Genomic DNA, 26,111 nt, shown 5'->3' on the forward strand with positions numbered 1-26,111 from the left:
AACTTTCAGGAGATCACCTTATGGATGTACGTGCCGCTGTCGCCTATGGCGCCAATCAACCCCTCGTCGTCGAGACTGTTCAGCTGGATGGTCCCCGCGCCGGGGAAGTGCTGGTGGAAATCAAGGCGACCGGGGTTTGCCATACCGATGCCTACACACTTTCCGGCATGGATCCGGAAGGACTGTTTCCTACCATTCTTGGTCATGAAGGTGCAGGCGTGGTGGTTGAAGTGGGCGCGGGCGTGCGCTCTCTGAAACCCGGAGATCATGTTATTCCCCTTTATACCCCGGAGTGCCGGGAATGCGAATATTGCCTGAGTGGTAAAACCAATTTATGTCAGGCCATTCGTGAAACTCAGGGTAAAGGCTTGATGCCTGATGGCAGCAGCCGTTTTTCCAGTCAGGGCAAGCCTCTATACCATTACATGGGAACCAGCACTTTCGCGCAATACACCGTGCTCCCGGAAATTGCCCTGGCCAAAATTCGCGAGGATGCACCCTTTGACAAGGTTTGCTATATCGGCTGCGGCGTAACTACGGGTATTGGCGCGGTGATTTATACGGCCAAGGTGCGCCCTGGCGACAAGGTGGTGGTTTTTGGTTTGGGTGGTATTGGCCTCAACGTCGTGCAGGGTGCCCGCCTGGCGGGAGCCGACATGATCATCGGCGTGGATATCAATCCCTCCAAAAAAGCTTTGGCCGAAGAATTCGGGATGACGCATTTCGTCAATCCCAAAGAGGTAGAAGAGGATCTGGTCCCTTATCTGGTCAACCTCACCAAAGGCGGAGCAGACTACAGCTTTGAATGCATTGGTAACACCACGTTGATGCGTCAGGCTCTGGAATGTTGCCACAAGGGCTGGGGAACCAGCATTATCATTGGCGTCGCCGGGGCTGGCCAGGAAATCAGCACGCGCCCCTTCCAGCTGGTGACTGGACGTAACTGGCGCGGCTCTGCTTTTGGCGGAGCCAAAGGTCGTACGGACGTGCCCAAAATTGTCGACTGGTATATGGAAGGTAAAATCCGGATTGATGAGATGATCACCCATACCCTGCCACTGGAATCCATCAATACCGCCTTTGATTTGATGCACGAAGGTAAATCCATCCGCACCGTGCTGACTTTCTGAGGTATTTCATGCCCGCTCAAGAACTGGAGATCCTCGAATCGCATGCCTGCTTTGCCGGGCGCATGGCGCGCTATGAACATCCATCCCGGCACTGTCAGGGACCCATGCGTTTTGCGATTTTCATCCCCCCGCATCAACCAGGGGAGAAGCTTCCGGTGCTGACTTTTCTTGCCGGACTGACCTGCAGCGAAGAAACCTTCATGATCAAGGCGGGAGCTCAGCGCTATGCGGCAGAACTGGGCCTTATCCTGGTAGCCCCCGATACCAGCCCCCGTAATACCGGAATTGCAGGAGAAAATGATGACTGGGACTTCGGCAGCGGTGCCGGATTTTATCTGGACGCGACGCAAGCGCCCTGGCAGGCTCACTACCAGATGTTTTCCTATGTAACCGAAGAACTTCCCGCCCTCATTGCCCGGAATTTTCCCATGAGCGCAGGCGTCCAGGGCATTTGCGGGCACTCCATGGGTGGTCACGGGGCTCTGGCCTGCGGATTACGACGACCCGGGCAGTATCAGTCCCTGTCGGCCTTCGCCCCGGTATCCGCCCCCAGTCAGACGCCCTGGGGACAAAAAGCCTTCAGTCGCTACCTCGGTGACGATACCCGGCAATGGCTGGCTTATGACAGTCTGGAACTCCTCAAAAGTTCGGGCCAACAGCACCCACCCATCCTGATAGATCAGGGACGTGCCGATCCCTTTCTGGAGGCAGAGCTGAAAACCGAATATCTGGAGGCTCTGAATGACCCGCAAATCACCCTGCGCTGGCATGAAACCTATGATCACAGCTATTTTTTCATCAGCAGCTTCATCGGAGAACATCTGAATTTCCATGCTCGCCATCTGGGCGCTGTACCCAGATCACCTGCTCATGACTGATTTCCGGGGCCCGCACAACGGGCCTAGTCCTTACCATGCAGAGCCTTTAGCCGATGGCTGACCGTCGCGGGCATGCGTTGGGTGCAGCCATGTTGGGGATGCTGTTGGATGGCTATGACCTCAGCATCATGGCGGTGGTTCTGCTGCCGCTGAGCAGTGCCTGGCATCTGCAAGCGACGGAAACCGGCATTCTCATGGCCATGGCCCTGCTGGGCTCCTTGATCGGCGGATTATTTGGTGGATTTTTCACGGATCGTTTTGGTCGCCGCCGGCTGCTTTTTCCCAACATTTTTCTTTATGTGCTGGGGGCCTTGATCAGTGCTTTCAGTCCGGATACCGCAGCCCTTTTTGCGGGCCGATTTATTACCGGCCTCGCCATTGGCCTCGACTACCCACTGGTGGCCACCATCGTTGCCGAATACAGCCAGTCGGCGCAACGGGGAAACCGCTTTGCCCGGGTCAATCTGGCCTGGTATGTAGGCGCACTGCTCTCCACCCTTGTCGGCTGGGCGCTGCTATCCACCGGACCCGATTCCTGGCGCTGGATGCTGGGCAGCGCCATCGTCCCCGCCCTGGCCTTGCTCTGGCTTCGCCGTGGCTTGCCGGAATCGCCGCGCTGGCTGATACGCAAAGGGCAGTATCAGCAGGCGGAGGAAGCCCTGGAGCAGCTACAGCCAGCTTATTCGCAAGCACAGCGGCAAGCCGAACTCGAAAGTTTTCAGATTCAGCGTCAATCGTGGCGCATTCTGCTTCGTAAGGCCTGGTTGCGACGCCTTTTTCTCAGCGTTTTCCCCTGGTTTTGTCTGGACGTGGTCGGCCTCGGAATAGGTCTCTATTTCCCTATGGTACTGCGTGATAATGGTCTGGCCAGCAGTAATGCCGCTGCAGCAGCCATCAACGCCGCTTTTCTGATCATTTCGGCCCTCGGGATTATTTTCATTCTCTCCCGGCTGGATCGCTGGGGGCGCATTCCCCTGCAAAGTGCCGGTTTTGGCCTGATGTCCCTGGGACTGGCCGTATTCGCGCTCTGCTCCTGGAATCATTGGATTATGGGCGTATACCTGGCCGCTGCCGTATATTCTTTTGGGGTGGGCATTGGTCCCGGCGTCACCGTATTTGCTCTGGCAGTGGAAATATTCCCCACCGAGTTGCGGGCCAGCGCCGCTGGTCTGGCAACGGCCCTGTCGCGGCTCGGGGCCTTCATTTCCGCCGTACTATTTCCGATTTTTGAAAAAAGCTGGGGGATTCCTCTGGTGCTGGTATTTATGTCGGTTGTTGCCCTGCTCGGCTTGCTGGCCACCCTGATTTATGGCGTGGAATCGCGTATGAAAAGCCTGGAGGAACTGGAAAACCTACCGGCTAAAAACTGAAGCTACTCAAAACTCCAGGTGCGGACAATACGCAAAGGCGTAGGCGGGGATTGCCACAGAGCCGGCAAGGCTGCAAAAGGTGCCGCAGCGCGAATAAGGGTTTCCACGGCTTCTACCAGGGCCATATTGCGTGAGCCCTGCAACATGGAAATTTCCAACAATTGTCCATTTGGAGCAATGGTCACTGCCACGACCACCCGACCTTGCGGCAGCGGCCCATGCCCCGGCGCAAACAGCTTTTTCTGGGCGAGCGCCATGATGCGTCCTTCCCAGTTTTTCAGATAGAAGTTATAGGCAGCCTGGCGCTCTGCCGAGGAAACAGCTGGCATCGCCTTACGCGTCACGGCGTCCACATCCGCCTGTGGACGCGACACGCGCGGATCTGCCGGGGCACTGATCCGGGGCTGATGAAAAGTGGGAGTCAGGGAAATTTCTACCAACGAGGTAACCGGATTTTTTTTGGCCAGCGGTGCAGCCAGACCCAATAACAGATACATCCAGACCAACAAATTGATAAATAACGAAAACAACAACCAGGGAAACAACTGGTCCATGTCACTGGCGCGCAAGCGGAAAATCCGGCCAATGGCGGTAATGCCTACTGCACCATACCAGCGCAGGCGGAATAACCCATCTTCGAGTAAGCTGTCCCATTTTCTCTGGCGCAGATCACGACCAGGATTTGATGAGGACGCTTTTACTCCAGCCATTCCGCCGCATCCAGGGCGTAATAAGTAATAATGGCGTCTGCCCCGGCGCGTTTCATGCCCAGTAAAGATTCCAGCACGCTGCGCTGTAAATCCAGCCATCCCGCCCGCGCGGCTGCCTGCAACATGCTGTATTCTCCTGACACCTGATAAGTCAGCACCGGCAGATCACAACGCTCGCGCAAATCCCGCACCAGATCCAGATAAGGCATGGCGGGCTTGACCATGACCATGTCGCAACCTTCAGCAATATCCAGATCCAGTTCGCGGAAAGCTTCGCGGCGGTTGCCTGGATCCATCTGATAGGCGCGACGATCTCCAAACTGGGGGGCGCTGTCGGCCGCATCCCGGAAAGGGCCGTAATAGGCACTGGCATACTTGACCGCATAAGACAAAATACTGACCTCGGAATGACAGGCAGCATCCAGGGCCTCACGGATGGCCGTCACCATGCCATCCACCATGCCCGATGGTGCCACCACATGCACACCCGCCTCGGCATAGGAAAGTGCCTGACGCTGCAGATTTTCCAGGGTCGCGTTATCATCCCGGTCCCCTTCGGTATTGAGCATACCGCAATGGCCATGATCGGTGTATTCACAAAAACAGGCGTCTGCTATGACCAGCAGATCGGGGTAGGCAGCGCGGATGGCGCGGGTAGCTTTTTGCACCAAACCCTCGCTATCCCAGGAGGCAGAGCCGCAAGCATCCTTGCATCCTTCAGCAATCACACCAAACAACAAAACCGCCGAAATACCTCGGGAGACCGCTTCCCCGCAAAGCTTTAGGGCTGAATCAATACTATGGCGGAATACCCCGGGCATGGAAATAATATCGCTGCGGATCCCTTTTCCTTCCACCAGGAAAATCGGCAGGATGAAATCCGCTGGAGTCAGCTGATTTTCCTGCAGCATGGCGCGCATGGCCGGATGGCGGCGCAAACGTCGGGGAGAATGTCGTAAGGAAAGACTATTTCTAGACATCAGCAACTTGCTCCCGGCTTTTTGCCCAGACTTCCAGGGCCGCCATAATCCCTTCGGTACTGGCTTCTTCAGCTACCCAGGGTTCCGGTAAACCCACCGCAGTAATGGCTTCTGCGGTGAGCGGGCTGATGGCAATCAGGGGTGTATTTTTCAACCAGCGCTGACCGAGCCCGCCAATCATTTGATAAAAGTTATTGAAAATTTCGGGACTGGTCAGGGTAACGGCATCCAGTTCACCACGGGCCCAGGCGTGCAGGAGAGGCGTTGGATTGGCACCCGGCAGGGTGCGGCGATAACACAAGACCTTGTCCACTTGCGCGCCACGTTCGCCCAGCACCTTTTCCAGCAATTCCCGACCCTGATCCCCGACAAAAAGGGCAACGTGGCGGGCTTGCATTTCCGCCAGTTCAGTACTGTTGAGCAAGCCTTCGGAGCTGAACTTTGTGGGCACCAGATCCACTTGCAGGCCAAATTCCCGAAGGGCCTTGGCGGTTTCTCGCCCCACCGCCGCTACGCGCGGACCCTGTGGCCAGATTAAATTCCGGCTTTGCAGACGACTCAGGGCAAAAGCCACGGCATTGCGGCTGGTAAAAATCACCCAGTCGAATGTATCCAGCCGGTGCAGGGCGTCATCCAGAGACTGCCAGTTTTCCGGCGCTTCAATTTGTACTGCCGGAAACAGAATCGGCCGCGCAGCAGCAGCTTTCAGAGCATCCACCAGATCTCCTGCCTGCTCGCGGGGACGGGTAACCACCACACCTTTGTTCTGTAGTAATCCACTACTCATAATGTTTGAATTTCCTTGATAATTGCGGCAGCACCCTGGGCCAGTAGCTGGTCAGCCACCTCCTGGCCCAGCGCCACCGGATCAGTACCACTGGCTTCTGCCCGCAGCAGGCGGGAACCATCAGGACTGGCTACCAGCCCACGCAGGAACAGCTTTTGTTCCTGCCATTCTGCCAGTGCCGCAACCGGTAAACGACAATCTCCACCCAGAATCCGGTTCATACTGCGCTCCGCCAACACACACTGCCAGGTAGACTGATCAATCAAGGGCTGTAATAACTCCCTTGTTGCTATATCGTCTGTGCGGATTTCAATGCCTACCGCGCCCTGCCCCACTGCGGGCAAGGACTGCTCAACCGGAATAGCGTAGGTAATCCGCTCGTGAAGCTGCAAACGTTTCAGACCCGCCACAGCCAGGATAATCGCCGAATATTGACCTTCGTCCAGCTTGCGCAGCCGGGTAGCCACATTACCCCGTACATCATCCACCTGTAGTTGCGGATATTTTTGCAATAATTGTGCGCAGCGCCGCAAGCTGGAACTCCCCACTCTGGCGCCCGGCGCAAGATCCTCAGGATGAACGACGGTGTTGCTGACGAAGGCATCGCGGACATCCTCCCGCGCCATGATGGCCGCAATTTCCAGGCCCTTCGGCTGCAGAGCCGGCACATCCTTCATGGAATGCACGGCAATATCCACCTGACGCGCCAGTAACGCTTCTTCGATTTCCTTGACGAACAGCCCTTTACCACCCAGGGAATGTAAGGGAGCGTCCAGCAGCATGTCCCCACTGGTGCTCATGCGGATGATTTCCACCTGAGTATCTGGATGGGCGGCATGCAGGGCATCGCGGACATGCTCAGCCTGCCAGACAGCGAGAGGACTGGCGCGGGTACCAATTCGAATAAGCGGCATCATGGCGGGATAATCATCCTGGAATCACACAAAAAAGCAGGAGCTAGACCCCTTGGCAGGGCAACTTTTCCCGTCAAGGATAATGATGTTTGAGCAAAGCAGCAAATAACATTGAAATACTCTTTAACTACAAGATACAATCGCTGCAAATTTAACAGGAGCTCGAAAACATGCGTTATCATCAAATCTGGATAGCCGTTGCAATGACTGGTGCCCTGGCACTGACGGGCTGCGCCCATAATGTAGGTAGTGGCAAGCCCAGCACTGTGGGTGCTGTAGCCCCTGTCAATTCCGCTGCCACCGCAGGTTACAATGGCGAAGGCGTCAATGGCCAGGACCTGAACGCCAATGGCCCCATCGGCGGCGGCAACAGTGGCCTGACGGCTGCTGAACTGGCTGCCTTGCCACAGCAATTGCGTGTACATTTCGGCTTCAACAGTGAAAACATGGATGCCCATGCCCAGCAAATTGCCACCCAGAACGCCCAGTTCATGGTCAATCACTCCCATGTCAAGGTCCGCCTCGAAGGTAATACCGATGACCGGGGCACCCAGGAATACAATCTGGCCCTCGGTGAACGCCGCGCAGAAACCGTCAAACAGTTCCTGGAAGCTCAGGGTGTCAACGCCGCCCGCATCAGCACCGTGAGCTTTGGCAAGGATAACCCCCTCTGCACCACCAACGATGCCGAGTGCTGGGCAAAAAATCGCCGCGTTGATTTTGTGTATAGTGGTGGCTACAACGGCTAAACAGCCAAGGAGTATATGTTGATGAAACGCTGGCAATTACTGCCTGTTCTTCCGTTATTGTGCCTGAGTCCGTTTGCCCAGGCAGAATCCACGAGTGACCGGGTCCTCCAGCTTCAACAGCAAATGGCGGTCATGCAGGGCGAGTTGAGCAGTCTCGTTGCGGTTCAGCAAGCGGATAAAGGCTCACAAAGCGCTCTGGCCAACCTGCTTCAACGTACGCAACGTCTGGAGCAGGAGGTTCGCAATCTGCGTGGGGAAGTAGACACCAAAACCCATGACCTGCAGACAGAACAGCAAGCTACGGCAAGTAAGGTGCAGGCTCTGGCCGCACAACTTGCAGTAGCTACTCCAGCAACCGGCATAACCGCCAGCACCAGCAGCGTGCTGACCAGCACTTCTGCAGTCAGCACGCCTGCTGCAGCGGTGACCAGCGCAGCCAGCAATGCTTCCGCACCGTCCATTCAAGGACTGGGACAAGCTGATTATCAGCATGCCTTCAATTTTCTGCGTCAGGGTAAATATGGTGATGCCGTCACCGGCCTGCAGGGTTTCATCCAGAAATATCCACAAAGCAGTCTGGTGCCGGATGCGTATTACTGGTTAGGGCAAGCCCAGTACGTACTAGGACAAAATGATGCGGCCCTGAAAAGCCTTTATGTGGTGCCTACCCGTTTTAGTCAGAGCAGCAAGGCTCCCGAAGCCATGTTACGCATGGCCGAGATTTATCAAGCCATCGGCAAAAAGAAGCAGGCAACCGTGGTCCTGAATAAGGTCCTCAAACAATATCCCAGCACCCCGTCAGCACAAAAAGCGGAAGCACAGTTACAGGCTTTGCCGTCTCAGTAAGGATGGACGAACGGCTTCGCATCACTGAAATCTTTCATAGTCTGCAAGGGGAGACCCGCAGCGTAGGCCGTCTTGCAACATTTGTGCGGCTGACCGGCTGCCCCCTGCGTTGTCAGTACTGTGATACGGCGTATGCGTTTCATGGTGGTGAATGGCAGACTCTGGATGCCATCATGGATGTAGTGCGCGAAGGCGGTAATCGTCTGGTCATCGTTACGGGTGGCGAGCCTCTCGCCCAGCAGGATGTGTTGCCGCTCATGACCCGGCTTTGCGATTCTGGCTACGAAGTTTTTCTGGAAACCAGCGGTGCCCTATCCGTCGAAGCGGTAGACCCCCGTGTTATCAAGGTGCTTGACCTAAAAACCCCGGATTCTGGCGAGTCAGACCGCAACCTTTGGGAAAACCTGGCCCGGCTGAATGCCCAGGATCAAATCAAGTTCGTCATTTGCAGTCGCCGGGATTATGACTGGGCCAAGGAAGTTCTGGCCCGAAAAGACCTGAGCCAGATCTGCGAGGTTTTGTTTTCCCCTTCCCAGGGAGAAATGCCGCTCCGTGACCTGGCCGAATGGATACTCGCTGACCAGCTTCCGGTGCGCCTCCAGATTCAACTGCACAAACTCATTTGGGGCGATGTCCCGGGACGCTGAATGGTGCCAGACATGATTGAAGCAAAACCTGCCATTGTGCTGCTTTCCGGCGGCCTCGACTCCGCCACGGTCATGGCGCTGATGCGTCGCGATGGTTATACCATTCATGCCATGTCCTTTGATTATGGCCAACGCCACAAGCAGGAACTGCATTACGCCGGGCTGGTGGCGCAGGCCATAGGGGTGGCCAGTCATCGTACCGTGCATATTGATCTGGCCGCGTTTGGCGGTTCTGCGCTGACCGATACCCAGCTTGCCGTACCGGAAAGTGGTGTCGTCCCCGGCATTCCCATTACCTATGTCCCGGCGCGGAACACCATATTTTTATCTTTTGCTCTGGCCCTGGCCGAAGTAACCGGGGCCCAGGATATTTTCATCGGGGTCAACAGCCAGGATTACAGCGGTTATCCTGACTGCCGCCCGGAATTTATCAGCGCCTTTGAGAAACTGGCCCAGGTGGCAACACGCCTCGGCGACGAATCCAGAGGGCCACGCATCCACGCGCCTCTCCAGCATCTCGACAAGAGTGAAATCATCCAGTTGGGAACCCGGTTAGGCGTCGATTACGGTTTGACCCGCTCCTGTTACCAGCTCGATGATCAGGGTCGATCTTGTGGCCGCTGCGACAGTTGCCGCCTGCGCCACGCCGGATTCCTGAGCGCCGGAATTGCTGATCCTACGCCTTATCAATAAGATGGAGTGTAGGGTGGCTGACGTTGTCTCCAAATAAGACTTGGTACCCGTCATCCGCAGTGCCCGTAACCGCGACGCGGGTGGGGTGTCAGGCAGAGGCGAGGCAGACGGCGCTCGGGTTGTCGGTCAGGCGGCCTGCTCGGGCTTGTGATCTGAAAGGCGCGGCTGGTGTTTCACAGCGATCCCACTTGCAGACCGAAGGCCTCGGCGGCGCGACATTGGCGGGCATCGGCCGAGATGAACACTTCGGCGGTGCAGGCGAGGGCGGCACCCAGGTGGATGGCGTCCATGCCGCGCAGCGTGTGGTTTTCCAAAGCTTTGACGGCGTGCTGGATGACCTGGGGCGTGGTATCGCAGATCAGCGCATCGGCGATGTCGAGCATCAGGGTGCGCTTGATGATCTGGTATTGCGCGTCCGTCAGGCGGCCTTCGCGTTGCAGGCGGCAGAAGGCGGAGATCAGTTCAGGCACCGCGATGACCGACAGCGCCAGTTCGCTGGCCCGTTCGCACCACGCCAGAACGTCCGCAGTGCCGGTTTCGTCGATGTAGCGCTTGGCAAAGGCCGATGAGTCGAAATAGACGCGCATCAGTCTCCGCGCTCGTCGAGGATGAGCCGGCTGATCTCCTTGCCGCCAATGGCCAGCGGGCGTGCCGGACGCTGCTTCCAGGAGGGCAGTTGCGCCGGGATGGGGTGGATTTCGGCAATAGGCTTGCCATTGCGCAATACACGCACCGTCTGTCCGCTCTCGACCAGATCGAACCAGGTCTTGGCGTGGTTGCGTAATTCGGTGAAGGTGGTTTCCGGCATGATGTGCTCCCGTTAGATGATGTACATCAAAGTGTACATTACAGAGCGTCCAGCAACAACACATAGACGCCGATCACGTCCACCGGCAGGCAGGCGCTGACGCTGTATGCCCTGGTCATATTCACGCTGAACCGTTTCGCGAATATCTGATGCGTGTGCTAGTTCTTAAACGAACCCTTACCGTGACCAGGCGGGCTGGCTGTCCTGACCGACGTCACTGTGCAATATGGCCATGGTTTTTCCATCCAGACTGACTTCTGCCAGAACCTTGCGGCCACCCCGATGGGTGCCATACAAAATCATCTGACCATTACCCGCGAAACTCGGATGATCGCAGTTGCCCTGGGCATCCAGCACCCGCAGGTCGCCGCCGCTGGGATTCATCACGGCCAAGGCATAAACACCATCCGTGCGATGAATAAAGGCGATGGCATTTCCCGTGGGTGAGTACTCAGGTCCGGCATTATAGCCGCCGCTGTAAGTCAGGCGATGAATGTTGCCGCCATTGGTATTCATGGCATAAATCTGCGGCCCACCCGCGCGATCCGAAACAAACACAATCTGACTGCCATTGGGTGACCAGGTAGGAGAAGTATTGATGGCATCATCATTGGTCAATTGACGCCGCTGTCCGGTCTGCAGATTGGTCACATACAGCTCGGTATGACCGCCCGAGGAGCGTGCGTAGGCAATTTCCTGACTATTGGGTGAAAAAGCCGGGGCACTGACAATTTCACCACCTGGAGCGATGGATTGGCGTTTTCCCGTCGCCAGATCCTGCACGTAAATAATGGCGCGGGCATTGGCGTAGGTAACATAAGCCAGACGGTGGTTGTTGGGTGACCAGACCGGCGAAAATACCGGCATAATGCCCCGAACAATGGGATGCGGATTCCAGCCATCTGATTCAGCCACCAGCAATTCATAGGTATTACCCGTCTGCCGCACATAGGCAATACGGCTGGCAAAGGGACCGGGTTTTCCGGTGAAAGCCTGATAAATGACATCGGCGACGTGATGCGCGGTCATATGCAATTCAGCGGCCGAACAAGTGAAACGCCGCGCCGTCAACTCCTGTCCCGTGCTGACATTGTACACATAGACACTGACTGCATAACCGCCATTCAGGGGCTGCACCGAACCCACCGCAAGACCGGTAGCCCCTACGGCAGTCCATTCGGAAGCTTTGACGGCTCCCGGGGCACGGGGATCACTGGGGTAACCCGCTGGCTCAATCACCCGAAACAAACCACTGTGGCGTAAATCATTGCGGACCACAGCGGCTACTGAAGGCTGTCCCGCCACGCCTGGACCAAAAGAAGGTATGGCAATGGGCAGGGCCGAAGCCACACTTTTAGTGATTTCTACGGTGAGTGCGGCCTGGGCGGGCAACACAAATGCTGAAGCCAGCAGAAACAGGGCCAAAGCCCATAAGCGTTTAGCCATGATTGAGATCCTCCGCGTTCATTTTGAGGTTAATAGGTGTATTAAAGACTGAATAAGGCAGACCAATCGGAGGGACAAAAGGCGCAGCGGCTTCCACGGCAGCAATCACCAAATGATCGAAGTGGGCATCACCACTGGATCGAACGACAACAGGTGTTCCTAACAGTTGTCCCTGGGGTCCAAGTCGTATCTGTATTTCACAAGCAAGGGCCGAAGAAGACACTGGAACCCAACGCTCCGACACCTGGGTTTTTATGGTGTTTATCAGCATACCGATCATCCGCTGATTTTCCGAAGCCTGCTGGGCGCGGGCAGCGGCCATGTTGGCTTCAGCCTGCAACTTGGCTTTTGCTTCGGCCATGCGCTGCTGCAAAGCTTTAGCGCGTGCGGCAGCAGCCGCTTGGGCCGCCAGTTGTTTTTTGACTTCTGCAGCGCGCGCCGCCGCTGCTTTTTCCTCGGCGGCTTTAGCCGCAGCCTGTTGCGCGGCCTTTTCTTGAGCAGCTTTTTCCTGGGTCGCCTTTCTGGCCGCAGCCTTCTCCTGAGCAGCTGCCGCCGCTTGCACCTTGGCCTCCCGAGCGGCTTTTTGCCGTGCAGCCAACTCTTCGGCATGCTTTTCCTGCGCCGCGCGTGCCGCCGCAATTTGTGCCGCCTTCTGTCTGGCTGCTTTTTCAGCCTTTACCGCTTGTTCAGCGGCAATTTGCGCTGCAGTAGGCGGGGGTGGCGTAACGGGTTTGAGCGCTGGCTTGGGAACGGGAACAGGTTTGGGTTCCGGTTTAGGCACTGGTTTGGGTGCAGGCTGAGGGGTAGGCGCCGGTTGCGGAACCGGTGCAGGTGCGGGCATGGCGGCCATAGGCATACTGCTGCTCAGTTGGGCTTGCATGGGTTTATTGCCACTACTCGGTGGCACCTGCACATGAAAAGTCCAGAACAAGGCAAACAGTATGGCCGCATTGAGAATAATGGCCAGAAGCAAAGGCCAAAAAGACTGACGCTCTTTCAATGGCCCTCCGGGCGGGTCAGCAGGCCGACATGGGAAATACCGGCTTCCTGCAGCCGTGCCATCACGGCCATCACCTTGCCATAATCCACATGGGCATCACCACCTACCAATACCTGCACCTGACCGTTACTGGAAGCGGCAATATGGCGCACATCCGTAGCCAGATCATCCAGCGCCACCGGACTATGACTGTCTTTGAACTGCACGGAAATGGTCCCTTGCCGCGTTACGGAAATCAGCACCGGCGGGGTTTTGTCGGAGACGGGTTTAGTGACGCCCTTAGGCAGGTTAACATTCACGCCTTGGGTCAGGAGCGGAGCCGAGAGCATAAAAATCACCAACAACACCAAGGTCACGTCGATATAGGGAACGACGTTCATTTCCGCCATCAAACGCCTTCTTTTCATGGCTTGGTCTCGGGCACCTGGCGATGCAGGATGTTAGTGAACTCATCCATGAACACCTCATACTGGGCATCCAGCTTGTCCAGTTTGTGAATGTAGCGGTTGTAGGCAGCCGTTGCCGGAATGGCCGCAAAAAGACCAGCCGCCGTGGCAATGAGGGCTTCGGCAACCGGGGGGGCAACTGTCGCCAGGGTGGCCTGCCCTGCGACACCAATATGCATGAAAGCGGTCATGATGCCCCAGACGGTGCCCAGTAAGCCAACGAAGGGGCTAACGGAAGAGACCGAGGCCAGAAAAGCCAGCCGGTTTTCCAGACGGCCAACCTCGCGCATTTGGGCCACACGCATGGCGCGGCGGGCGGCGTCGAGGGCATCGCTGGGGCGAATTTTGCCGCGCTGCCGCTGAAATTCTTCATAACCCGCACAGAAAATACTGCCAGCTCCGGTTTCCAGATTGGAATTGCCGGAAACATGCTGATAAATCTGGCTCATTTCACCGCCGCTCCAGAAGCGTTTCTCGAAACGGGTCAGGGCCTTGAAAGCACCAGCAAATACCGCCCATTTTTCAAAAATGATGGTCCAGGAAGCAATGGAGGCGATGACCAAAAGCACCAGTATGATCTGGACAACGGGGCTGGCATTCAGGACCAGATGGGCCACGGAAAGAGAAGCTGCAGGATGGGTGACAGTTTGAGGATCCATAAAATCTCACGGGTGAACACTAAGGGGAAAGGCCTGCAGAAGTTCTGCAGGAATGACGTGGGGACGAAAAGTCTCGGCTTCCAGGCAGACAACTTCTACCTCGCCACTGCACAAGTGCTTTTCTTTCACCGAAATATGTTGTTGAAAATTCATACGAACCGGGGTCTTGTGAATGATGGCCGATTTTATCTGAAGCAGGTCATTAAAACGAGCCGGGGCGCGAAAATCCAGATGCGCCCGACGCACCACAAAAAGAATACCGGGATCGCGTTCCAACACATCCAGTTCATAACCTTTTTCGCGCAGCATTTCAGTACGGGCGCGCTCCATGAAGCGTAAGTAGTTGGCATGATACACCACCCCGCCATGATCCGTATCTTCATAATAAACGCGGACCTGAAACACGCTGTCAGCAGCATCAGAGCGCATCGAAAAGCCCCCCGCCAGCCTTAGGTGGCGGTAAACCCAACGCCAGATAACTCATTTCCGTGGCACAACGACCACGCGGCGTACGGATCAGGTATCCGCGCTGAATCAGGAAAGGTTCCAGCACATCTTCGATGGTTCCGCGCTCTTCACCAATGGCTGCGGCCAGACTTTCCACCCCCACCGGACCGCCGGCAAAACGCTCGATGACGGCTTGCAACAGCTTACGATCCTGACCGTCAAAACCATGCTGATCGACTTCCATCAAGGTCAGCGCGGCCTCTGCCGTGCCTTGATCAATTTCCCCGTTGCCCCGCACCTGGGCAAAATCTCGCACCCGCCGCAGCAAGCGATTGGCAATGCGCGGGGTTCCTCGGGCACGCCGGGCGATTTCCTGGGCACCCCGTAAATCCTGGGTAGTCCCCAGAATATTGGCCGAACGGGTCACAATTTGGGTCAATTCTGCGTCACTGTAAAATTCCAGATGAAAACTGATGCCGAATCGATCACGCAACGGGGAGGTGAGCAAACCCGCCCGGGTGGTGGCCCCGATCAGGGTGAAGGGGGGCAGGCTGATTTTAATGGATCGGGCAGCAGGGCCCTCGCCAATCAAAATATCCAGCTCATAATCTTCCAGAGCCGGATAGAGAATTTCTTCGACCACGGGGCTGAGGCGATGAATTTCATCGACAAATAACACATCATGGGGTTGCAGATTGGTCAAAATGGCGGCCAGATCTCCCGGCTTATCCAGAACCGGTCCCGAGGTGACTTTCAGACCCGCACCCATTTCCTGGGCAATAATGTGCGCGAGGGTGGTTTTTCCAAGGCCGGGGGGTCCGAAGAGCAGGACATGGTCCAGGGCTTCGTCACGGCCTTTGGCCGCATCAATATAAAGACTAAGGGATTCGCGGAGCCGCGCCTGGCCAATATAATCCGCCAGCAAACGCGGGCGCAGAGCACGATCCACTGCGTCGGTGTGGGTTTCCTGGGGATTGAGAGGGCCTCTGTCCATCATGGGGTTGTGACCATCGCGATGCTGGCGGGTTCCATAAAATCAATGGCGTGAAAGTTGTTGCAAAGCCTGACGGATCAGGTCTTCAAGACTCAATCCATCGCCCAGGTTGCCAATCGCCTGACTGGCCTGTGCAGGCTTATACCCTAATGTCAGGAGTGCTGCAACAGCTTCCTGGCGCGGATCACCCGAAACGGCTTTGCTGGTAGGCAAGGCGCTGATTCCACCCATTTTATCGCGCAGCTCGACCACCAGCCTTTCTGCTGTTTTCGGACCAATCCCAGGAATGGCCGTCAGCTGTGCCACATTGCCTTCCGCCACCGCTTGACCAAGTTTTTCTGCTGGCAGACCCGAGAGGCAGGCCAGTGCCACTTTGCCACCAATACCATTGACACGAATCAACAAGCGAAAAGTATCGCGCTCAGCCACGCTCATAAATCCATAGAGCAGATGGGCATCTTCGCGAATGGCCAGATGGGTATGTACCAACAGGGTTTCGCCAGCGTCCACCATTTGGTAGAAGCTGGACAGGGGCATCTCCAGCTCATAACCCACCCCCTGGACTTCCAGCCAGAGCCAGGGTGGACGCTTCTGCAGAATGATCCCGCGCAATGAGGTAATCATGGGCGTCCTTTTTCTAAAAAATCAGGCATGGCCAGCCGCCTGCCAACGCTGTTGGGTCCGGGCATGATGGGCATGACAAATGGCGCAAGCCAAGGCGTCAGCCGCATCAGCCTGAGGATTTTTGTCCAGATGAAGCAGCCAGCGCACCATGCTCTGAACTTGCGTCTTATCTGCATGTCCAGCTCCTACCGACGCTTTTTTGATTTGCAGGGCCGTGTATTCTTCTACCGGCAGTCCTGCTTCCAGCAGTGCTACCAGAGCCGCACCCCGGGCCTGGCCAAGTTTCAGGGCAGAATCCGCATTACGCGCCATGAAAACCTGCTCAATGGCTGCCGTATCAGGTCGATGCTCTGCCAACACCTGCGCCAAATCCCGGTAGATGGCACCGATGCGCTCCAAAAATGGACGGCCAGCCACATTCAGGCAGCCATGAGCCACATGCCGCAACTCGCCGCGCTCATCCGACTCGATGATGCCATAACCGGTGCGCAAAGAGCCCGGATCAATACCGATGATGCGCAAGGCCGTTTCCGAGTGGACTGGAAAAATTCAGGATGCCGCTTCCAGACGGGCCATTTCCGCATCGCTGATTTCATAGTTGGCGTACACATTTTGCACGTCATCGTTTTCTTCCAGGAAGTCGATGAGACGCAGCAGTTTTTCCGCCTCTTCTCCGCTCACTTCAATGGTATTTTCCGGAATCATGGTCAATTCAGTTTCTTCCGGTTGCAAACCGGCGGCTTCCAGCGCCAGGACCACGCTATGCAAGTCCGTGGCTGCCGTATAGACAGCAATCCGCTCACCTTCATTGACCACGTCTTCGGCCCCCGCCTCCAGTGCCGCTTCGAGAATTTTGTCTTCGTCAGCATCGCCGGGAAAAACAATTAATCCCAGCTTTTTGAACTGATAGGCAACGGAACCAGCGGTTCCCATATTACCACCGCGTTTGGAGAAAATATGGCGAATTTCCGCCACGGTACGGACCTTGTTGTCGGTCATGGTCTCAATCAGGATGGCAACACCAGCAGGGCCGTAACCCTCGTAAGTCACTTCCTCGTAATCTACGCCTTCCAGCTCGCCCGTACCGCGATTGACGGCACGTTCAATGGTGTCTTTGGTCATGTTGGCACCATAAGCCTTATCCAGAGCCAGGCGCAGTCGGGAATTACTGCCTGGATCTCCGCCCCCGGCGCGCGCCGCAACGGTAATTTCGCGAATCAGGCGGGTAAATATTTTGCCCCGCTTGGCGTCTTTCAGTGCCTTCTTAAATTTGATGGTGGACCATTTACTATGCCCGGACATAAACCACTCCTTGCTTCTATAACTGACTTATTCTGGTGAAATATCGGCCATGATAACGCAAAGGCAAGGATGCCGTCATGCGAGTGTGGCAATAGCACTCATGGTCGCCCCCATGACTTCGGCGGCGTCAGCATCGCGATGAAAATGCAAGGGCACCCCATAGCGTAACAGGGGATGCTGGCGCCGCAACCAGGTCTGCAAGTCAGAAGCTGCCTGCCGGGCGCCGCCGACATGCGCGGGCACCACCGGCGCGGCACTTTCGCGAACCAGCCAGGCAACCCCTTTCTGGGTTTCCGAGCGATTGATGCCCCCCTCGGGAAAAACGCCGAGCACCCGGCCATCTTCGAGAATACGGCGCGCCTGCAACAGCGCCCGCACATCGCGACGATCCCGACGCACCGGAATACTGTAGGTTTGCTCCAGCAACTGACGCATCAATGGATTGTCGTAGTATTCCTGGGCCACCAGAAAGGACACCACACGTTGGTTGCTGGCGACCAGCAGCAGGGGATCCAGCACCGACACATGATTGCAAACCAGAATCGCCGCGCCCTCGGCCGGTACCGTACTGTGCTCCCAATGCGCACCCTGATAAAAGCGCACATAGGCAGTCAGCAGACGATGCAGATTGCGCTGGGTCAGCGACCATTCGCCAATCGCATCAGCCGGCTGCACAGCGACAGGGGACATGGCGGCCGTCAGGACACCGTCAGCATGCGTTCCAGGGCCAGACGCGCCTGGCCCGCCGTTTCCGGCTCGACCTGAATCCTGTTGCGTACTTGCCCTTCCAGAAGATTTTCCAACGCAACCGCCAACTGCTCGGGATCAATGCGGAACATGGTGGAACACATGCATACCATGGGCGACATGAACTCCACACTTTTCCCTTCTGCACGTACTTCATCAGCCAGACGGGTCACCAGATTGATTTCGGTGCCTACCAGCCATTCACTGCCAGCGGGAGAGGCTTTGACCGTACGCAAAATAAAATCCGTAGACCCGACGGCATCGGACATCTGACAGACTTCAAAGGCCGACTCGGGATGGGCGATGACCTGCCCCTGGGGGTGTTCCCGGCGCCAGCGCTCAATATGCGCGGGCTGGAACATCTGGTGCACGGAGCAATGCCCCTTCCAGAGCAAAATCCGGGCACGGCGAATTTCCTCGGGCGTCAACCCGCCAAGGGGCAGCGCCGGATCCCAAACCGGCATATCCCGCAAGGGGATGTTTAACTGGTGCCCGGTCCAGCGACCGAGATGCTGATCCGGGAAAAATAACGCCTTGGGCCGCTGCTGAAAGGACCATTCGAGCACCTTGCGGGCATTGGAAGACGTACAGACCGTACCACCATGCGCCCCGCAAAATGCCTTGATGGCAGCTGATGAGTTCACATAGGTGACCGGGGTGATTTCCGTTTCCACATCCAGCACCGTCGCGAGTTCGTCCCAGGCGCGTTGGACCTGCGGGATATCAGCCATGTCGGCCATGGAACAACCGGCGTTCAGGTCGGGCAGAATGCTGGCCTGATCAGGACGACTGAGAATATCCGCCACTTCGGCCATGAAGTGCACACCGCAAAAAACAATGAATTCAGCTTCCTGCTCGGCTGCCGCCCGGGATAACTGCAAGGAATCCCCATGGAAATCGGCATGACGATAGACTTCTTCCCGCTGGTAATGATGCCCGAGAATAACCGCGCGTTTTCCCAAAGCGGCTTTTGCCCGGCGAATGCGGGTATCCAGGTCGGCCGCTTCACTGCGCCGCAACCCCTGCACCATCACTGTCTCTACACCCATAACCACCCTCTCAGGCGCTGTTGCGCGTGCAAAATGTTCCTTACGTTACGAAGCAGCCTGCTGTGCGTCAAGGTTCGCGCCAAAATGGCGATAAATCGCATCCCGGTTAGTCCACGATCCGGTCCGTCGGGCCGCCTCGACCGCCGGTAACCAGGCAAAGTTCACATGCTCCTGATGACGCAGTTGCGGAACCTGAGGCTCGGGCAAAGCCAAGGTGAATATACGTTCCTCGTTGAACTCCACCTCCGGCGCGTAACGCTCCCGCCAGGGCGGCACAATGGGAAAGCGATTCCGTACCCCGGTATCCACAAGTCCTTCCGCCGCAAACCCCGTCTCTTCGCGGAGCTCCCTCGCGGCCGCGTCCCGCCAGGATTCTCCCGGTTCCAGACTCCCCGTTACCGACTGCCAGAATCCTTCCGGTTGGGAACGCTCCAGCAACAAAACCTGCTGACCCGCGTAGATCATGACCAGAATCGACTCAGGAATTTTGAACATCGGCTCCTACTCCGGGACGCAGGCGGATACCGAGCTCCTGTAATTGCTTGTCGGCCACCACGCCGGGGGCCTCGGTCAACAGACAACCGGCTTTCTGGGTTTTGGGAAAAGCAATGACATCGCGAATGGTGTCCGCGCCGGACATGAGCATGACCAGACGATCCAGCCCGAAAGCCAGGCCGCCATGGGGTGGCGCACCATAATGGAGGGCGTCCAGCAGGAAGCCGAATTTATCCCGCGCTTCTTCAGCGCCAATGCCCAGGGCAGCAAACACTTTTTCCTGAACTTTTTCCTGATGAATACGAATACTGCCGCCGCCAATTTCATTGCCGTTCAGCACCAGATCATAGGCGCGGGCCAGTGCTGCCCCCGGGTTTTCCGCCAGGCTCTCCAGATGTGCGCTTTGCGGTGCCGTAAACGGATGATGGGTGGATGTCCAGCTATTATCCTTCTCGTCGAAGTCAAACATGGGGAAATCTGTTACCCATACGGGTCGCCATTCGCCTTCCAGCAAATTCAGGTCGGCAGCGAGCCGGTTGCGCAGATTCCCCAGCGCCTCGTTGACCACCTTGGCAGTGTCGGCGCCGAAAAAGAGAATGTCACCGACGGCAGCGCCACTGCGCTGGAGAATTTCCTGCAGCACCTCGGGGGCAAGAAATTTGACGATGGGCGACTGGAGCCCTTCGGCACCCTGATCCAGCGCGTTGATTTTGATCCAGGCCAGGCCCTTGGCCCCATAAATGGCGGCAAACTGGGTGTATTGATCAATTTGTGCACGACTGAGCTGAGCACCACCGGGAACCCGCAAACAGGCGACGCGGCCCCGTGGGCGCTCAGCAGCTTCCCGAAACACCTTGAACTCCACGCTGCGCATCAAGTCGCTCAGCTCGGTCAGCTCCAGGGGATTGCGCAAATCGGGGCGATCCACACCAAAACGGTGCATGGCATCCGCGTAGGTCATGCGAGGGAAAGGATTGGGCAGATCGATACCGAGCACTTCCGCAAACAGACCCCGAATCATCGGTTCAGCAATACCCATGACGGCTTCTTCATCCACAAAAGAGGCTTCTATATCAATCTGGGTGAATTCCGGCTGCCGGTCAGCGCGCAAGTCTTCATCACGAAAACATTTGGTAATTTGATAATAACGATCAATACCAGCGACCATCAGCAGTTGTTTGAACAACTGGGGACTTTGCGGCAAGGCGAAAAAATGACCCGGCTGGGTTCGGGACGGGACCAGATAATCGCGGGCACCCTCCGGTGTGGAGCGGGTCAGAACCGGCGTCTCGACGTCCATGAAACCGCCACTGTCCAGATAACGGCGCACGTAGCTGGTGACCTGATGACGCAAACGCAGGCGTCCCAGCATTTCTGGACGGCGTAAATCCAGATAACGATATTTGAGACGCAGGTTTTCGGCAATGTCTTCTTCATCCAGAGGAAACGGAACCGGCTCGGAGCGGTTAAGAATCTCAATGCGCGTCGCCATGAGTTCGACCTTGCCGCTGGGCATCTGCAAATTTTCCGTACCCGCAGGACGGGCTCGCAACACCCCTTCGACACTCAAAACAAACTCGCTCCGGCACTCATTAGCCGCCGCGAAGGCTTCCGCCTGATCAGGATCAGCGACCACCTGAACCAGCCCTTCCCGGTCCCTGAGATCAATGAAAACCACACCGCCGTGATCACGACGGCGCTGCGCCCATCCGCAGAGACGCACGGTCTGTCCGATCAGGTTCTCGTTTATGCCATTACAATAATGTGTCCGCATGCTGCGTCCCGTATAGTTGTGTCAAATTACATCATCAAATAACAAAAGGCCGCCTGAGCGGCGGCCCGCGCACAATCTAGCCCCGCTGCAGGCGCGGCGTCAATGACAGGCGCAACTGCCGCCCGGGCAAGCAGGGGCGGCGCTGCTGGCAGCTTCGCTTTTTGTCGAGCCACCCTTACTGCCCTTGAAATCTGTTTCGTACCAGCCGGACCCCTTCAGCGCAAAAGCGCCGGCACTGAGCTGCCGCTCCAGGCCCGGTTTGCCGCAGGCCGGACAATCGGTCAGACGGGCCTCACTCATGCGCTGTTCTGCGCTCAAATGATGTCCACAGTCCTTGCATACATACTCATAAGTTGGCATCGTATCGACTCCGTATTGGGTTGTAACTGAATATGCCTATTAAATACGTCTTCAGGCACCATTTTTCAAGCGTTCTGTGCACTGCACAGTCTGCCACGGTAATTTTACATGTCCATCGCGCCTGAACTGCATAACGCCCTGCAAACCCTGATTGCCCTGCTCGCCATTCTTAATCCCATCGGGGCTATTCCTATTTTCATTGCCTTGACTGCTGACGAAGATCCGGCCCAGCAACTGGCCACCATCAAACTGGCCTCCAGATCCGTCGCCATCGTGTTGCTTATCGCCGCTTTTCTGGGTGAGTACATTCTCCAGTTTTTTGGCATCAGCATCGCCGCCTTTCAGGTGGCCGGGGGCATGGTCCTGATGTTGCTGGCCTTTAATATGTTGCAGGCAAAATCCAGCCGCTACCGCCACACTCCGGAAGAAACGGCCGAGGGCATGAGCAAGGAAGCGGTAGCCGTGGTACCCCTGGCCATTCCGCTCATGGCGGGTCCGGGCACCATGATTACGGTAATTATTGCCCATCATAAAAATGCTTCCTGGTTTGCCAGTGGGCTATTGATTCTGGACATCCTGATCATTGCCGGAGTTGCCTACGCTGCGCTGCGTCTGGCCCGGCCATTGTCACGGCGCCTGGGCGTAACCGGCATCAACATATCCACCCGAATTTTCGGGCTGGTCCTGGCCGCTATTGCCGTCACCTTCATTGCTAATGGCCTGGCTGCGCTTTTCCCCGGCCTGGTGCATGTCAGCACCAGCTGATCAGCGACTCAACTTGGGTAGCCTAGCCAGCGCACGGCCGATTGTAGCATCAGGGCGGCATTCAGTCCGTCTGCAGGGCTGAAGGCAGATCGACGCCCGCATAGATGTCCCCTACTGAAAGTGCCAGGTCAACACATTGGCAGCGCAAACGATCGCTTTCAGGATCATTCAACAACTCGTACCACCAACCTTCAGGATGCCGGCGGAATACCTCAACAACGGTTTTTTCGCTATCCACCAAAACATATTCCTGCAGGCTAGGAAGCGTCTGATAAGCTTGTAGCTTTTCACGACGGTCCACATTCGCCGTGCTCGCCGACAATACTTCGACGATAAGGCAAGGATCTTCCAGATAGAGGGTATCTCCGGACAACGGCGCGCCACAACGCAACGCCACATCGGGGTAATAAAAGGCATCTACAGCTTCCACCCGCACTTTCATATCGCTGTTCAGAACCTGGCAGTGACTACCACGGGCTTTTTGCCAGAGCAGTCCATACAGATTGCCGGCAATCTGGTTATGACGCAGCTTGGCCCCGGCCATGGCATAAACCTGCCCGGCCACATACTCGTGGCGTATATCGGCGCGCTCCTCACCTTCCAGATACTCTTTGACAGACAAAGGCCGTAACATGGCTACCTGCATGACCTTTCCTCCTGCCTCAGCGTATCAACAGCTCCCATCATAAGACTTGGAAGCTTCTGTGTCATCGCCGCAAGATGGCCAGAAATAGCGGGTAGCGCCGGGATGATTCTTCCCTCTAGCAGTTTGTCGGGCTTTCCTTTTACTTCGCAGGTTATTTTCGCCACCCTTGTGCTCGTTATGCTATGAGGAGTCCTGCATAACCCAGCCTCCGTGTGGGCAGGCATCAGACAACCCTTTACTGAAGCAGTCATTCAGCGGACTGACCGACATATTCTCGAAACTTGTTTGTAGTGAAAAATTACCAAGTACTGCCAACTATCTGGCTTTTAAAGTTCTCATGTCTCAAGACCACTAGACACAAGATACTGCCAGCGGCACATAGTGCCATAATCCAAGCCATGGGCAGGAGCGTTCCATCTGCAAAAACGCCTACTAATGCAGTACTGATGATCCCTGCGCCATATTGTAGGGATCCCAGCAAAGCCGACGCAGAGCCTGCACTTTGTGGAAAAAAACTTAATGCGCCAGAAATTGAATTAGCCACAATAAATCCGTTTGCAGAGACAAACAAAAATAGTGGAATGACCAGTCCTGCGAGACCTCCCCATCCAGTCCAAGCATCTACAATGAGAAAAATAGAAGCGGTAGCTACAAGATAGACCCCCACATGCAACAAGCGTTCCTTATTGATCCCAATCAAATGTATGTTTATCTGGTTGGTAACCATGATCCCAATAATTCCAAGTGCAAAAAGAAGGCCGTAAATTTGTGGTGATATATGGTAATAAGTGATATACGCAAAAGGAGTCCCCGCAATATAGGCATAAACTCCTCCATAAAAAAATGCGCCAACACCAATGTATGCCATCAAATGGCGATGCCTCAGCAGTTCCCCATAATGTGAAAATACACGGCCCAAAGAATCCGTTTTTCTTTCCGATTCAGGGAGAGACTCTGGCAAAAACCCCAAAGCCATAAGGGTCAATACGCCCACCCCAACCAATGTCCAAAAAATGGTACGCCACGACGAGACATGCAAGATCATTCCGCCAACGCTTGGACCGACCAATGGAGCTATAGCCATGACAGTAATCAAAGTCGAAAGCATTTTAGCCGCCCGTGGTCCTTCATATAAATCACGCACTATCGCGCGCGCCAAAACCACGCTGGCACAAGCACCTATTGCTTGCACTGCACGCCAGAAGATCATCGCACTAATGTCGGTAGAAAGTGCACAACCTGTAGAGCCAATAATAAAGAAGAGTAGCCCCATCGCAATAGGGCGCTTGCGTCCGTATCGGTCTGAAATTGGCCCCCAAAAAAGTTGACTGATGCTGAATCCGATTAAAAATCCGGAAATGGTCCATTCAATGGCACCAGAGTTTGAATGCAGTGCATGCTGCATAATAGGCAATGCCGGGAGGTAAAGATCCGTTGAAATGGAGGCGAACGCCATCAGCGTGCTCAAAATCATTAAAATCGTTAAATGACTAGCACCTTTGCTATTCATCACAGCTTTTCCCACAATATGTTACTGCTCTGTCATCTTTAAAACTGCTTCCGGCAAGCGTTCGCCCTGCACCTCGATTCTGGAAGTCTCTTGGTCAATTTCGCTTGACTCACTCTCAGACAGTACGAGATTAACCGCACCAAGATTTTCTTTAAGCCGATGTAACTTGGTTGTACCAGGGATGGGAACAATCCAGGGCTTCTGCGCAAGCAGCCAGGCTAATGCTATTTGTGCGGGGGTCACGCCCTTTTTTTCTGCCAGTCGTTTAACGACCTCAACAAGTGCCAGGTTAATCTTCCGGGCTTCCGGAGAAAAACGCGGCACCATATTCCGAAAATCATTTGGCGCAAAATGGGTGTTCTCATCAATCTTGCCAGTCAGAAAACCAGCTCCAAGCGGGCTGAAAGGCACAAACCCAATACCGAGTTCTTCCAAAGTGGGTAAAAGAGCTTCTTCAGGACCACGCCAAAATAATGAATATTCGCTTTGCAGCGCTGACACGGGCTGAACTGCATGAGCCCTACGGATAGTTTTTATACCCGCTTCCGACAGTCCGAAATGCCTGACCTTCCCTGCAAGAATTAAATCCTTGACCGCACCAGCAACCTCTTCAATGGGAACATTCTGGTCTACCCGGTGCTGATAAAACAGGTCAATATAATCGGTTTTCAGACGTCGCAAAGAAGCCTCAGCTACTGCTTTGATATGCTCCGGTCGGCTGTTGGTGCCCCCACGACGTTCCCCGGTGTTCAGATCAATATCAAAGCCAAATTTGGTGGCTATCACTACCTTTTCACGGATTGGCTTAAGTGCTTCTCCAACAAGTTCTTCATTAGTAAAAGGGCCGTATGCCTCCGCCGTATCAAAAAAGGTGACTCCCTGATTATAGGCATCACGGATGAGCTGAATCATTTCTACTTTTTCGCCTGCCGCCCCATAAATTCCGGTCATCCCCATACAACCCAAGCCAAGTGCTGAAACCTCAAGACCGTTTCCTAATTTCCTCATCTTCATATTATTCTCCATCTATCTGTCTGATCTGAAAAAAAGCAGTGAACAGCAGGCAATCTAATGATCGCCCAAGGGCGCTATGCAATTGGACTGATAAAATCAGTTTGTACACTCATGCTCTCCCATGCTTTTATTTCTTGAACTTGATGGGCAAGTTCCTTGTCGACTATCTGGACGGCATCGGTACCAAGCAGTAATCGCACAGGCAATTTTGTTTCTCCAATTACATTTAGGAGCACCGAGCTATGCTCGAAAGTGGTGTACGGGCGCGTTACAACTGGCTTGAATGAGGTGGCGTACTGTTGCTACAAAGGGTTTCCGACT

Annotated in this window: 31 protein-coding genes; 8 read left to right on the forward strand and 23 right to left on the reverse strand. The window is 55.6% G+C overall.

The window, feature by feature from the left end; genetic code table 11:
• The first annotated feature begins 20 nt into the window (after nucleotides 1-20).
• Genes HAP95_RS10870 through HAP95_RS10880 form a run of 3 tightly spaced genes read left to right on the forward strand, consistent with a single transcriptional unit; the run spans nucleotide 21 to nucleotide 3,378 of the window.
• The gene (locus HAP95_RS10870) at nucleotides 21-1,130 is read left to right on the forward strand and encodes an S-(hydroxymethyl)glutathione dehydrogenase/class III alcohol dehydrogenase (protein WP_215884237.1); all 1,110 of its coding nucleotides are present in this window, start codon (nucleotides 21-23) and stop codon (nucleotides 1,128-1,130) included.
• Between the two features lie 8 nt (nucleotides 1,131-1,138).
• Complete coding sequence (gene fghA, locus HAP95_RS10875; RefSeq protein ID WP_303646380.1) at nucleotides 1,139-2,008, forward strand: S-formylglutathione hydrolase; 870 nt, start codon at nucleotides 1,139-1,141, stop codon at nucleotides 2,006-2,008.
• 53 nt (nucleotides 2,009-2,061) lie between these two features.
• Nucleotides 2,062-3,378 carry an MFS transporter gene (locus HAP95_RS10880; RefSeq protein WP_215884238.1) on the forward strand — a complete coding sequence of 439 codons (1,317 nt, stop codon included), beginning with the start codon at nucleotides 2,062-2,064 and terminating at the stop codon, nucleotides 3,376-3,378.
• A 2-nt stretch (nucleotides 3,379-3,380) separates the two neighbouring features.
• Here HAP95_RS10880 and HAP95_RS10885 read toward each other — a convergent pair whose 3' ends face one another.
• Genes HAP95_RS10885 through hemC form a run of 4 tightly spaced genes read right to left on the reverse strand, consistent with a single transcriptional unit; the run spans nucleotide 3,381 to nucleotide 6,772 of the window.
• Nucleotides 3,381-4,088, reverse strand: a complete 708-nt coding sequence (locus HAP95_RS10885) for an energy transducer TonB (protein WP_215884239.1) — start codon at nucleotides 4,086-4,088, stop codon at nucleotides 3,381-3,383.
• Nucleotides 4,076-5,068, reverse strand: coding sequence for a porphobilinogen synthase (gene hemB, locus HAP95_RS10890; protein ID WP_215884240.1), 993 nt, complete (start codon nucleotides 5,066-5,068; stop codon nucleotides 4,076-4,078). Before hemB ends, HAP95_RS10885 begins: the two co-directional genes overlap by 13 nt.
• Complete coding sequence (locus HAP95_RS10895) at nucleotides 5,061-5,855, reverse strand: uroporphyrinogen-III synthase (RefSeq protein WP_215884241.1); 795 nt, start codon at nucleotides 5,853-5,855, stop codon at nucleotides 5,061-5,063. The genes hemB and HAP95_RS10895 overlap by 8 nt, the downstream gene beginning before the upstream one ends.
• Nucleotides 5,852-6,772: a hydroxymethylbilane synthase gene (gene hemC, locus HAP95_RS10900; RefSeq protein ID WP_215884242.1), complete on the reverse strand. Its 921-nt coding sequence runs from the start codon at nucleotides 6,770-6,772 to the stop codon at nucleotides 5,852-5,854. Before hemC ends, HAP95_RS10895 begins: the two co-directional genes overlap by 4 nt.
• A gap of 167 nt (nucleotides 6,773-6,939) precedes the next feature.
• On the opposite strand from hemC, the gene pal reads away from it, so the two are divergent.
• Genes pal through queC form a run of 4 tightly spaced genes read left to right on the forward strand, consistent with a single transcriptional unit; the run spans nucleotide 6,940 to nucleotide 9,704 of the window.
• A complete protein-coding gene (pal, locus tag HAP95_RS10905; RefSeq protein ID WP_215884243.1) occupies nucleotides 6,940-7,518 on the forward strand; it encodes a peptidoglycan-associated lipoprotein Pal in 579 nt (192 codons plus the stop codon).
• A gap of 21 nt (nucleotides 7,519-7,539) precedes the next feature.
• Nucleotides 7,540-8,364 carry a tol-pal system protein YbgF gene (gene ybgF, locus HAP95_RS10910; RefSeq protein ID WP_215884244.1) on the forward strand — a complete coding sequence of 275 codons (825 nt, stop codon included), beginning with the start codon at nucleotides 7,540-7,542 and terminating at the stop codon, nucleotides 8,362-8,364.
• Between the two features lie 2 nt (nucleotides 8,365-8,366).
• Nucleotides 8,367-9,011 (forward strand): 7-carboxy-7-deazaguanine synthase QueE, encoded by a 645-nt coding sequence (gene queE / locus HAP95_RS10915; RefSeq protein ID WP_215884245.1) that lies wholly within the window; start codon nucleotides 8,367-8,369, stop codon nucleotides 9,009-9,011.
• Between the two features lie 12 nt (nucleotides 9,012-9,023).
• On the forward strand, nucleotides 9,024-9,704 hold the full coding sequence (gene queC / locus HAP95_RS10920; RefSeq protein ID WP_226832726.1) for a 7-cyano-7-deazaguanine synthase QueC: 681 nt from the start codon (nucleotides 9,024-9,026) through the stop codon (nucleotides 9,702-9,704).
• Nucleotides 9,705-9,877: 173 nt separating this feature from the next.
• Here queC and HAP95_RS10925 read toward each other — a convergent pair whose 3' ends face one another.
• From HAP95_RS10925 to HAP95_RS11000, 16 genes are all read right to left on the reverse strand, one after another.
• Nucleotides 9,878-10,291, reverse strand: coding sequence for a type II toxin-antitoxin system VapC family toxin (locus HAP95_RS10925; RefSeq protein ID WP_215884247.1), 414 nt, complete (start codon nucleotides 10,289-10,291; stop codon nucleotides 9,878-9,880).
• Complete coding sequence (locus tag HAP95_RS10930) at nucleotides 10,291-10,512, reverse strand: type II toxin-antitoxin system Phd/YefM family antitoxin (RefSeq protein ID WP_215884248.1); 222 nt, start codon at nucleotides 10,510-10,512, stop codon at nucleotides 10,291-10,293. Before HAP95_RS10930 ends, HAP95_RS10925 begins: the two co-directional genes overlap by 1 nt.
• Before the next feature lie 177 nt (nucleotides 10,513-10,689).
• Nucleotides 10,690-11,958: a Tol-Pal system beta propeller repeat protein TolB gene (tolB, locus tag HAP95_RS10935; RefSeq protein ID WP_215884249.1), complete on the reverse strand. Its 1,269-nt coding sequence runs from the start codon at nucleotides 11,956-11,958 to the stop codon at nucleotides 10,690-10,692.
• Nucleotides 11,951-12,958, reverse strand: coding sequence for a cell envelope integrity protein TolA (gene tolA / locus HAP95_RS10940; protein WP_215884250.1), 1,008 nt, complete (start codon nucleotides 12,956-12,958; stop codon nucleotides 11,951-11,953). Before tolA ends, tolB begins: the two co-directional genes overlap by 8 nt.
• Nucleotides 12,955-13,347: a protein TolR gene (gene tolR / locus HAP95_RS10945; RefSeq protein ID WP_264318848.1), complete on the reverse strand. Its 393-nt coding sequence runs from the start codon at nucleotides 13,345-13,347 to the stop codon at nucleotides 12,955-12,957. The genes tolA and tolR overlap by 4 nt, the downstream gene beginning before the upstream one ends.
• A 14-nt stretch (nucleotides 13,348-13,361) precedes the next feature.
• On the reverse strand, nucleotides 13,362-14,063 hold the full coding sequence (gene tolQ / locus HAP95_RS10950) for a protein TolQ (protein WP_215884252.1): 702 nt from the start codon (nucleotides 14,061-14,063) through the stop codon (nucleotides 13,362-13,364).
• A gap of 6 nt (nucleotides 14,064-14,069) precedes the next feature.
• A complete protein-coding gene (ybgC, locus tag HAP95_RS10955; protein WP_215884253.1) occupies nucleotides 14,070-14,492 on the reverse strand; it encodes a tol-pal system-associated acyl-CoA thioesterase in 423 nt (140 codons plus the stop codon).
• Nucleotides 14,482-15,507 (reverse strand): Holliday junction branch migration DNA helicase RuvB, encoded by a 1,026-nt coding sequence (ruvB, locus tag HAP95_RS10960; RefSeq protein ID WP_215884254.1) that lies wholly within the window; start codon nucleotides 15,505-15,507, stop codon nucleotides 14,482-14,484. Before ruvB ends, ybgC begins: the two co-directional genes overlap by 11 nt.
• Before the next feature lie 39 nt (nucleotides 15,508-15,546).
• The gene (gene ruvA / locus HAP95_RS10965; protein ID WP_215884255.1) at nucleotides 15,547-16,128 is read right to left on the reverse strand and encodes a Holliday junction branch migration protein RuvA; all 582 of its coding nucleotides are present in this window, start codon (nucleotides 16,126-16,128) and stop codon (nucleotides 15,547-15,549) included.
• A gap of 21 nt (nucleotides 16,129-16,149) precedes the next feature.
• On the reverse strand, nucleotides 16,150-16,650 hold the full coding sequence (gene ruvC / locus HAP95_RS10970; protein WP_215884256.1) for a crossover junction endodeoxyribonuclease RuvC: 501 nt from the start codon (nucleotides 16,648-16,650) through the stop codon (nucleotides 16,150-16,152).
• Nucleotides 16,651-16,677: 27 nt separating this feature from the next.
• Nucleotides 16,678-17,430 carry a YebC/PmpR family DNA-binding transcriptional regulator gene (locus HAP95_RS10975; protein ID WP_215884257.1) on the reverse strand — a complete coding sequence of 251 codons (753 nt, stop codon included), beginning with the start codon at nucleotides 17,428-17,430 and terminating at the stop codon, nucleotides 16,678-16,680.
• 75 nt (nucleotides 17,431-17,505) lie between these two features.
• Nucleotides 17,506-18,120, reverse strand: a complete 615-nt coding sequence (locus HAP95_RS10980) for a lysophospholipid acyltransferase family protein (protein ID WP_215884258.1) — start codon at nucleotides 18,118-18,120, stop codon at nucleotides 17,506-17,508.
• An 8-nt stretch (nucleotides 18,121-18,128) separates the two neighbouring features.
• Nucleotides 18,129-19,226 carry a quinolinate synthase NadA gene (gene nadA, locus HAP95_RS10985; RefSeq protein ID WP_215884259.1) on the reverse strand — a complete coding sequence of 366 codons (1,098 nt, stop codon included), beginning with the start codon at nucleotides 19,224-19,226 and terminating at the stop codon, nucleotides 18,129-18,131.
• Between the two features lie 45 nt (nucleotides 19,227-19,271).
• The gene (nudB, locus tag HAP95_RS10990; RefSeq protein ID WP_215884260.1) at nucleotides 19,272-19,721 is read right to left on the reverse strand and encodes a dihydroneopterin triphosphate diphosphatase; all 450 of its coding nucleotides are present in this window, start codon (nucleotides 19,719-19,721) and stop codon (nucleotides 19,272-19,274) included.
• On the reverse strand, nucleotides 19,705-21,495 hold the full coding sequence (aspS, locus tag HAP95_RS10995; protein ID WP_215884261.1) for an aspartate--tRNA ligase: 1,791 nt from the start codon (nucleotides 21,493-21,495) through the stop codon (nucleotides 19,705-19,707). Before aspS ends, nudB begins: the two co-directional genes overlap by 17 nt.
• A 99-nt stretch (nucleotides 21,496-21,594) precedes the next feature.
• On the reverse strand, nucleotides 21,595-21,855 hold the full coding sequence (locus tag HAP95_RS11000) for an FmdB family zinc ribbon protein (RefSeq protein WP_215884262.1): 261 nt from the start codon (nucleotides 21,853-21,855) through the stop codon (nucleotides 21,595-21,597).
• Nucleotides 21,856-21,963: 108 nt separating this feature from the next.
• On the opposite strand from HAP95_RS11000, the gene HAP95_RS11005 reads away from it, so the two are divergent.
• Nucleotides 21,964-22,620 (forward strand): MarC family protein, encoded by a 657-nt coding sequence (locus tag HAP95_RS11005; RefSeq protein ID WP_215884263.1) that lies wholly within the window; start codon nucleotides 21,964-21,966, stop codon nucleotides 22,618-22,620.
• A 61-nt stretch (nucleotides 22,621-22,681) separates the two neighbouring features.
• Here HAP95_RS11005 and HAP95_RS11010 read toward each other — a convergent pair whose 3' ends face one another.
• From HAP95_RS11010 to HAP95_RS11020, 3 genes are all read right to left on the reverse strand, one after another.
• Entirely contained in the window at nucleotides 22,682-23,266 is a 585-nt protein-coding gene (locus HAP95_RS11010) for a Uma2 family endonuclease (RefSeq protein WP_215884264.1), read from the reverse strand.
• A 298-nt stretch (nucleotides 23,267-23,564) separates the two neighbouring features.
• Nucleotides 23,565-24,776: a multidrug effflux MFS transporter gene (locus tag HAP95_RS11015; RefSeq protein ID WP_215884265.1), complete on the reverse strand. Its 1,212-nt coding sequence runs from the start codon at nucleotides 24,774-24,776 to the stop codon at nucleotides 23,565-23,567.
• 21 nt (nucleotides 24,777-24,797) lie between these two features.
• Nucleotides 24,798-25,790: an aldo/keto reductase gene (locus tag HAP95_RS11020; protein ID WP_215884266.1), complete on the reverse strand. Its 993-nt coding sequence runs from the start codon at nucleotides 25,788-25,790 to the stop codon at nucleotides 24,798-24,800.
• Nucleotides 25,791-26,111 lie beyond the last annotated feature (321 nt).

This window comes from Acidithiobacillus sulfurivorans (genome assembly GCF_018853815.1).
Taxonomy (GTDB): domain Bacteria; phylum Pseudomonadota; class Gammaproteobacteria; order Acidithiobacillales; family Acidithiobacillaceae; genus Acidithiobacillus; species Acidithiobacillus sulfurivorans.

Bases quoted from the DNA above. Each gene is read 5' to 3' on its own strand.
- HAP95_RS10870 (WP_215884237.1), top strand. From the start codon at position 21: ATGGATGTACGTGCCGCTGTCGCCTATGGCGCCAATCAACCCCTCGTC.
- fghA (WP_303646380.1), top strand. From the start codon at position 1,139: ATGCCCGCTCAAGAACTGGAGATCCTCGAATCGCATGCCTGCTTTGCC.
- HAP95_RS10880 (WP_215884238.1), top strand. From the start codon at position 2,062: ATGGCTGACCGTCGCGGGCATGCGTTGGGTGCAGCCATGTTGGGGATG.
- HAP95_RS10885 (WP_215884239.1), bottom strand. From the start codon at position 4,088: ATGGCTGGAGTAAAAGCGTCCTCATCAAATCCTGGTCGTGATCTGCGC.
- hemB (WP_215884240.1), bottom strand. From the start codon at position 5,068: ATGTCTAGAAATAGTCTTTCCTTACGACATTCTCCCCGACGTTTGCGC.
- HAP95_RS10895 (WP_215884241.1), bottom strand. From the start codon at position 5,855: ATGAGTAGTGGATTACTACAGAACAAAGGTGTGGTGGTTACCCGTCCC.
- hemC (WP_215884242.1), bottom strand. From the start codon at position 6,772: ATGATGCCGCTTATTCGAATTGGTACCCGCGCCAGTCCTCTCGCTGTC.
- pal (WP_215884243.1), top strand. From the start codon at position 6,940: ATGCGTTATCATCAAATCTGGATAGCCGTTGCAATGACTGGTGCCCTG.
- ybgF (WP_215884244.1), top strand. From the start codon at position 7,540: ATGAAACGCTGGCAATTACTGCCTGTTCTTCCGTTATTGTGCCTGAGT.
- queE (WP_215884245.1), top strand. From the start codon at position 8,367: ATGGACGAACGGCTTCGCATCACTGAAATCTTTCATAGTCTGCAAGGG.
- queC (WP_226832726.1), top strand. From the start codon at position 9,024: ATGATTGAAGCAAAACCTGCCATTGTGCTGCTTTCCGGCGGCCTCGAC.
- HAP95_RS10925 (WP_215884247.1), bottom strand. From the start codon at position 10,291: ATGCGCGTCTATTTCGACTCATCGGCCTTTGCCAAGCGCTACATCGAC.
- HAP95_RS10930 (WP_215884248.1), bottom strand. From the start codon at position 10,512: ATGCCGGAAACCACCTTCACCGAATTACGCAACCACGCCAAGACCTGG.
- tolB (WP_215884249.1), bottom strand. From the start codon at position 11,958: ATGGCTAAACGCTTATGGGCTTTGGCCCTGTTTCTGCTGGCTTCAGCA.
- tolR (WP_264318848.1), bottom strand. From the start codon at position 13,347: ATGGCGGAAATGAACGTCGTTCCCTATATCGACGTGACCTTGGTGTTG.
- tolQ (WP_215884252.1), bottom strand. From the start codon at position 14,063: ATGGATCCTCAAACTGTCACCCATCCTGCAGCTTCTCTTTCCGTGGCC.
- ybgC (WP_215884253.1), bottom strand. From the start codon at position 14,492: ATGCGCTCTGATGCTGCTGACAGCGTGTTTCAGGTCCGCGTTTATTAT.
- ruvB (WP_215884254.1), bottom strand. From the start codon at position 15,507: ATGATGGACAGAGGCCCTCTCAATCCCCAGGAAACCCACACCGACGCA.
- ruvA (WP_215884255.1), bottom strand. From the start codon at position 16,128: ATGATTACCTCATTGCGCGGGATCATTCTGCAGAAGCGTCCACCCTGG.
- HAP95_RS10975 (WP_215884257.1), bottom strand. From the start codon at position 17,430: ATGTCCGGGCATAGTAAATGGTCCACCATCAAATTTAAGAAGGCACTG.
- HAP95_RS10980 (WP_215884258.1), bottom strand. From the start codon at position 18,120: ATGTCCCCTGTCGCTGTGCAGCCGGCTGATGCGATTGGCGAATGGTCG.
- nadA (WP_215884259.1), bottom strand. From the start codon at position 19,226: ATGGGTGTAGAGACAGTGATGGTGCAGGGGTTGCGGCGCAGTGAAGCG.
- nudB (WP_215884260.1), bottom strand. From the start codon at position 19,721: ATGTTCAAAATTCCTGAGTCGATTCTGGTCATGATCTACGCGGGTCAG.
- aspS (WP_215884261.1), bottom strand. From the start codon at position 21,495: ATGCGGACACATTATTGTAATGGCATAAACGAGAACCTGATCGGACAG.
- HAP95_RS11000 (WP_215884262.1), bottom strand. From the start codon at position 21,855: ATGCCAACTTATGAGTATGTATGCAAGGACTGTGGACATCATTTGAGC.
- HAP95_RS11005 (WP_215884263.1), top strand. From the start codon at position 21,964: ATGTCCATCGCGCCTGAACTGCATAACGCCCTGCAAACCCTGATTGCC.
- HAP95_RS11010 (WP_215884264.1), bottom strand. From the start codon at position 23,266: ATGCAGGTAGCCATGTTACGGCCTTTGTCTGTCAAAGAGTATCTGGAA.
- HAP95_RS11015 (WP_215884265.1), bottom strand. From the start codon at position 24,776: ATGAATAGCAAAGGTGCTAGTCATTTAACGATTTTAATGATTTTGAGC.
- HAP95_RS11020 (WP_215884266.1), bottom strand. From the start codon at position 25,790: ATGAAGATGAGGAAATTAGGAAACGGTCTTGAGGTTTCAGCACTTGGC.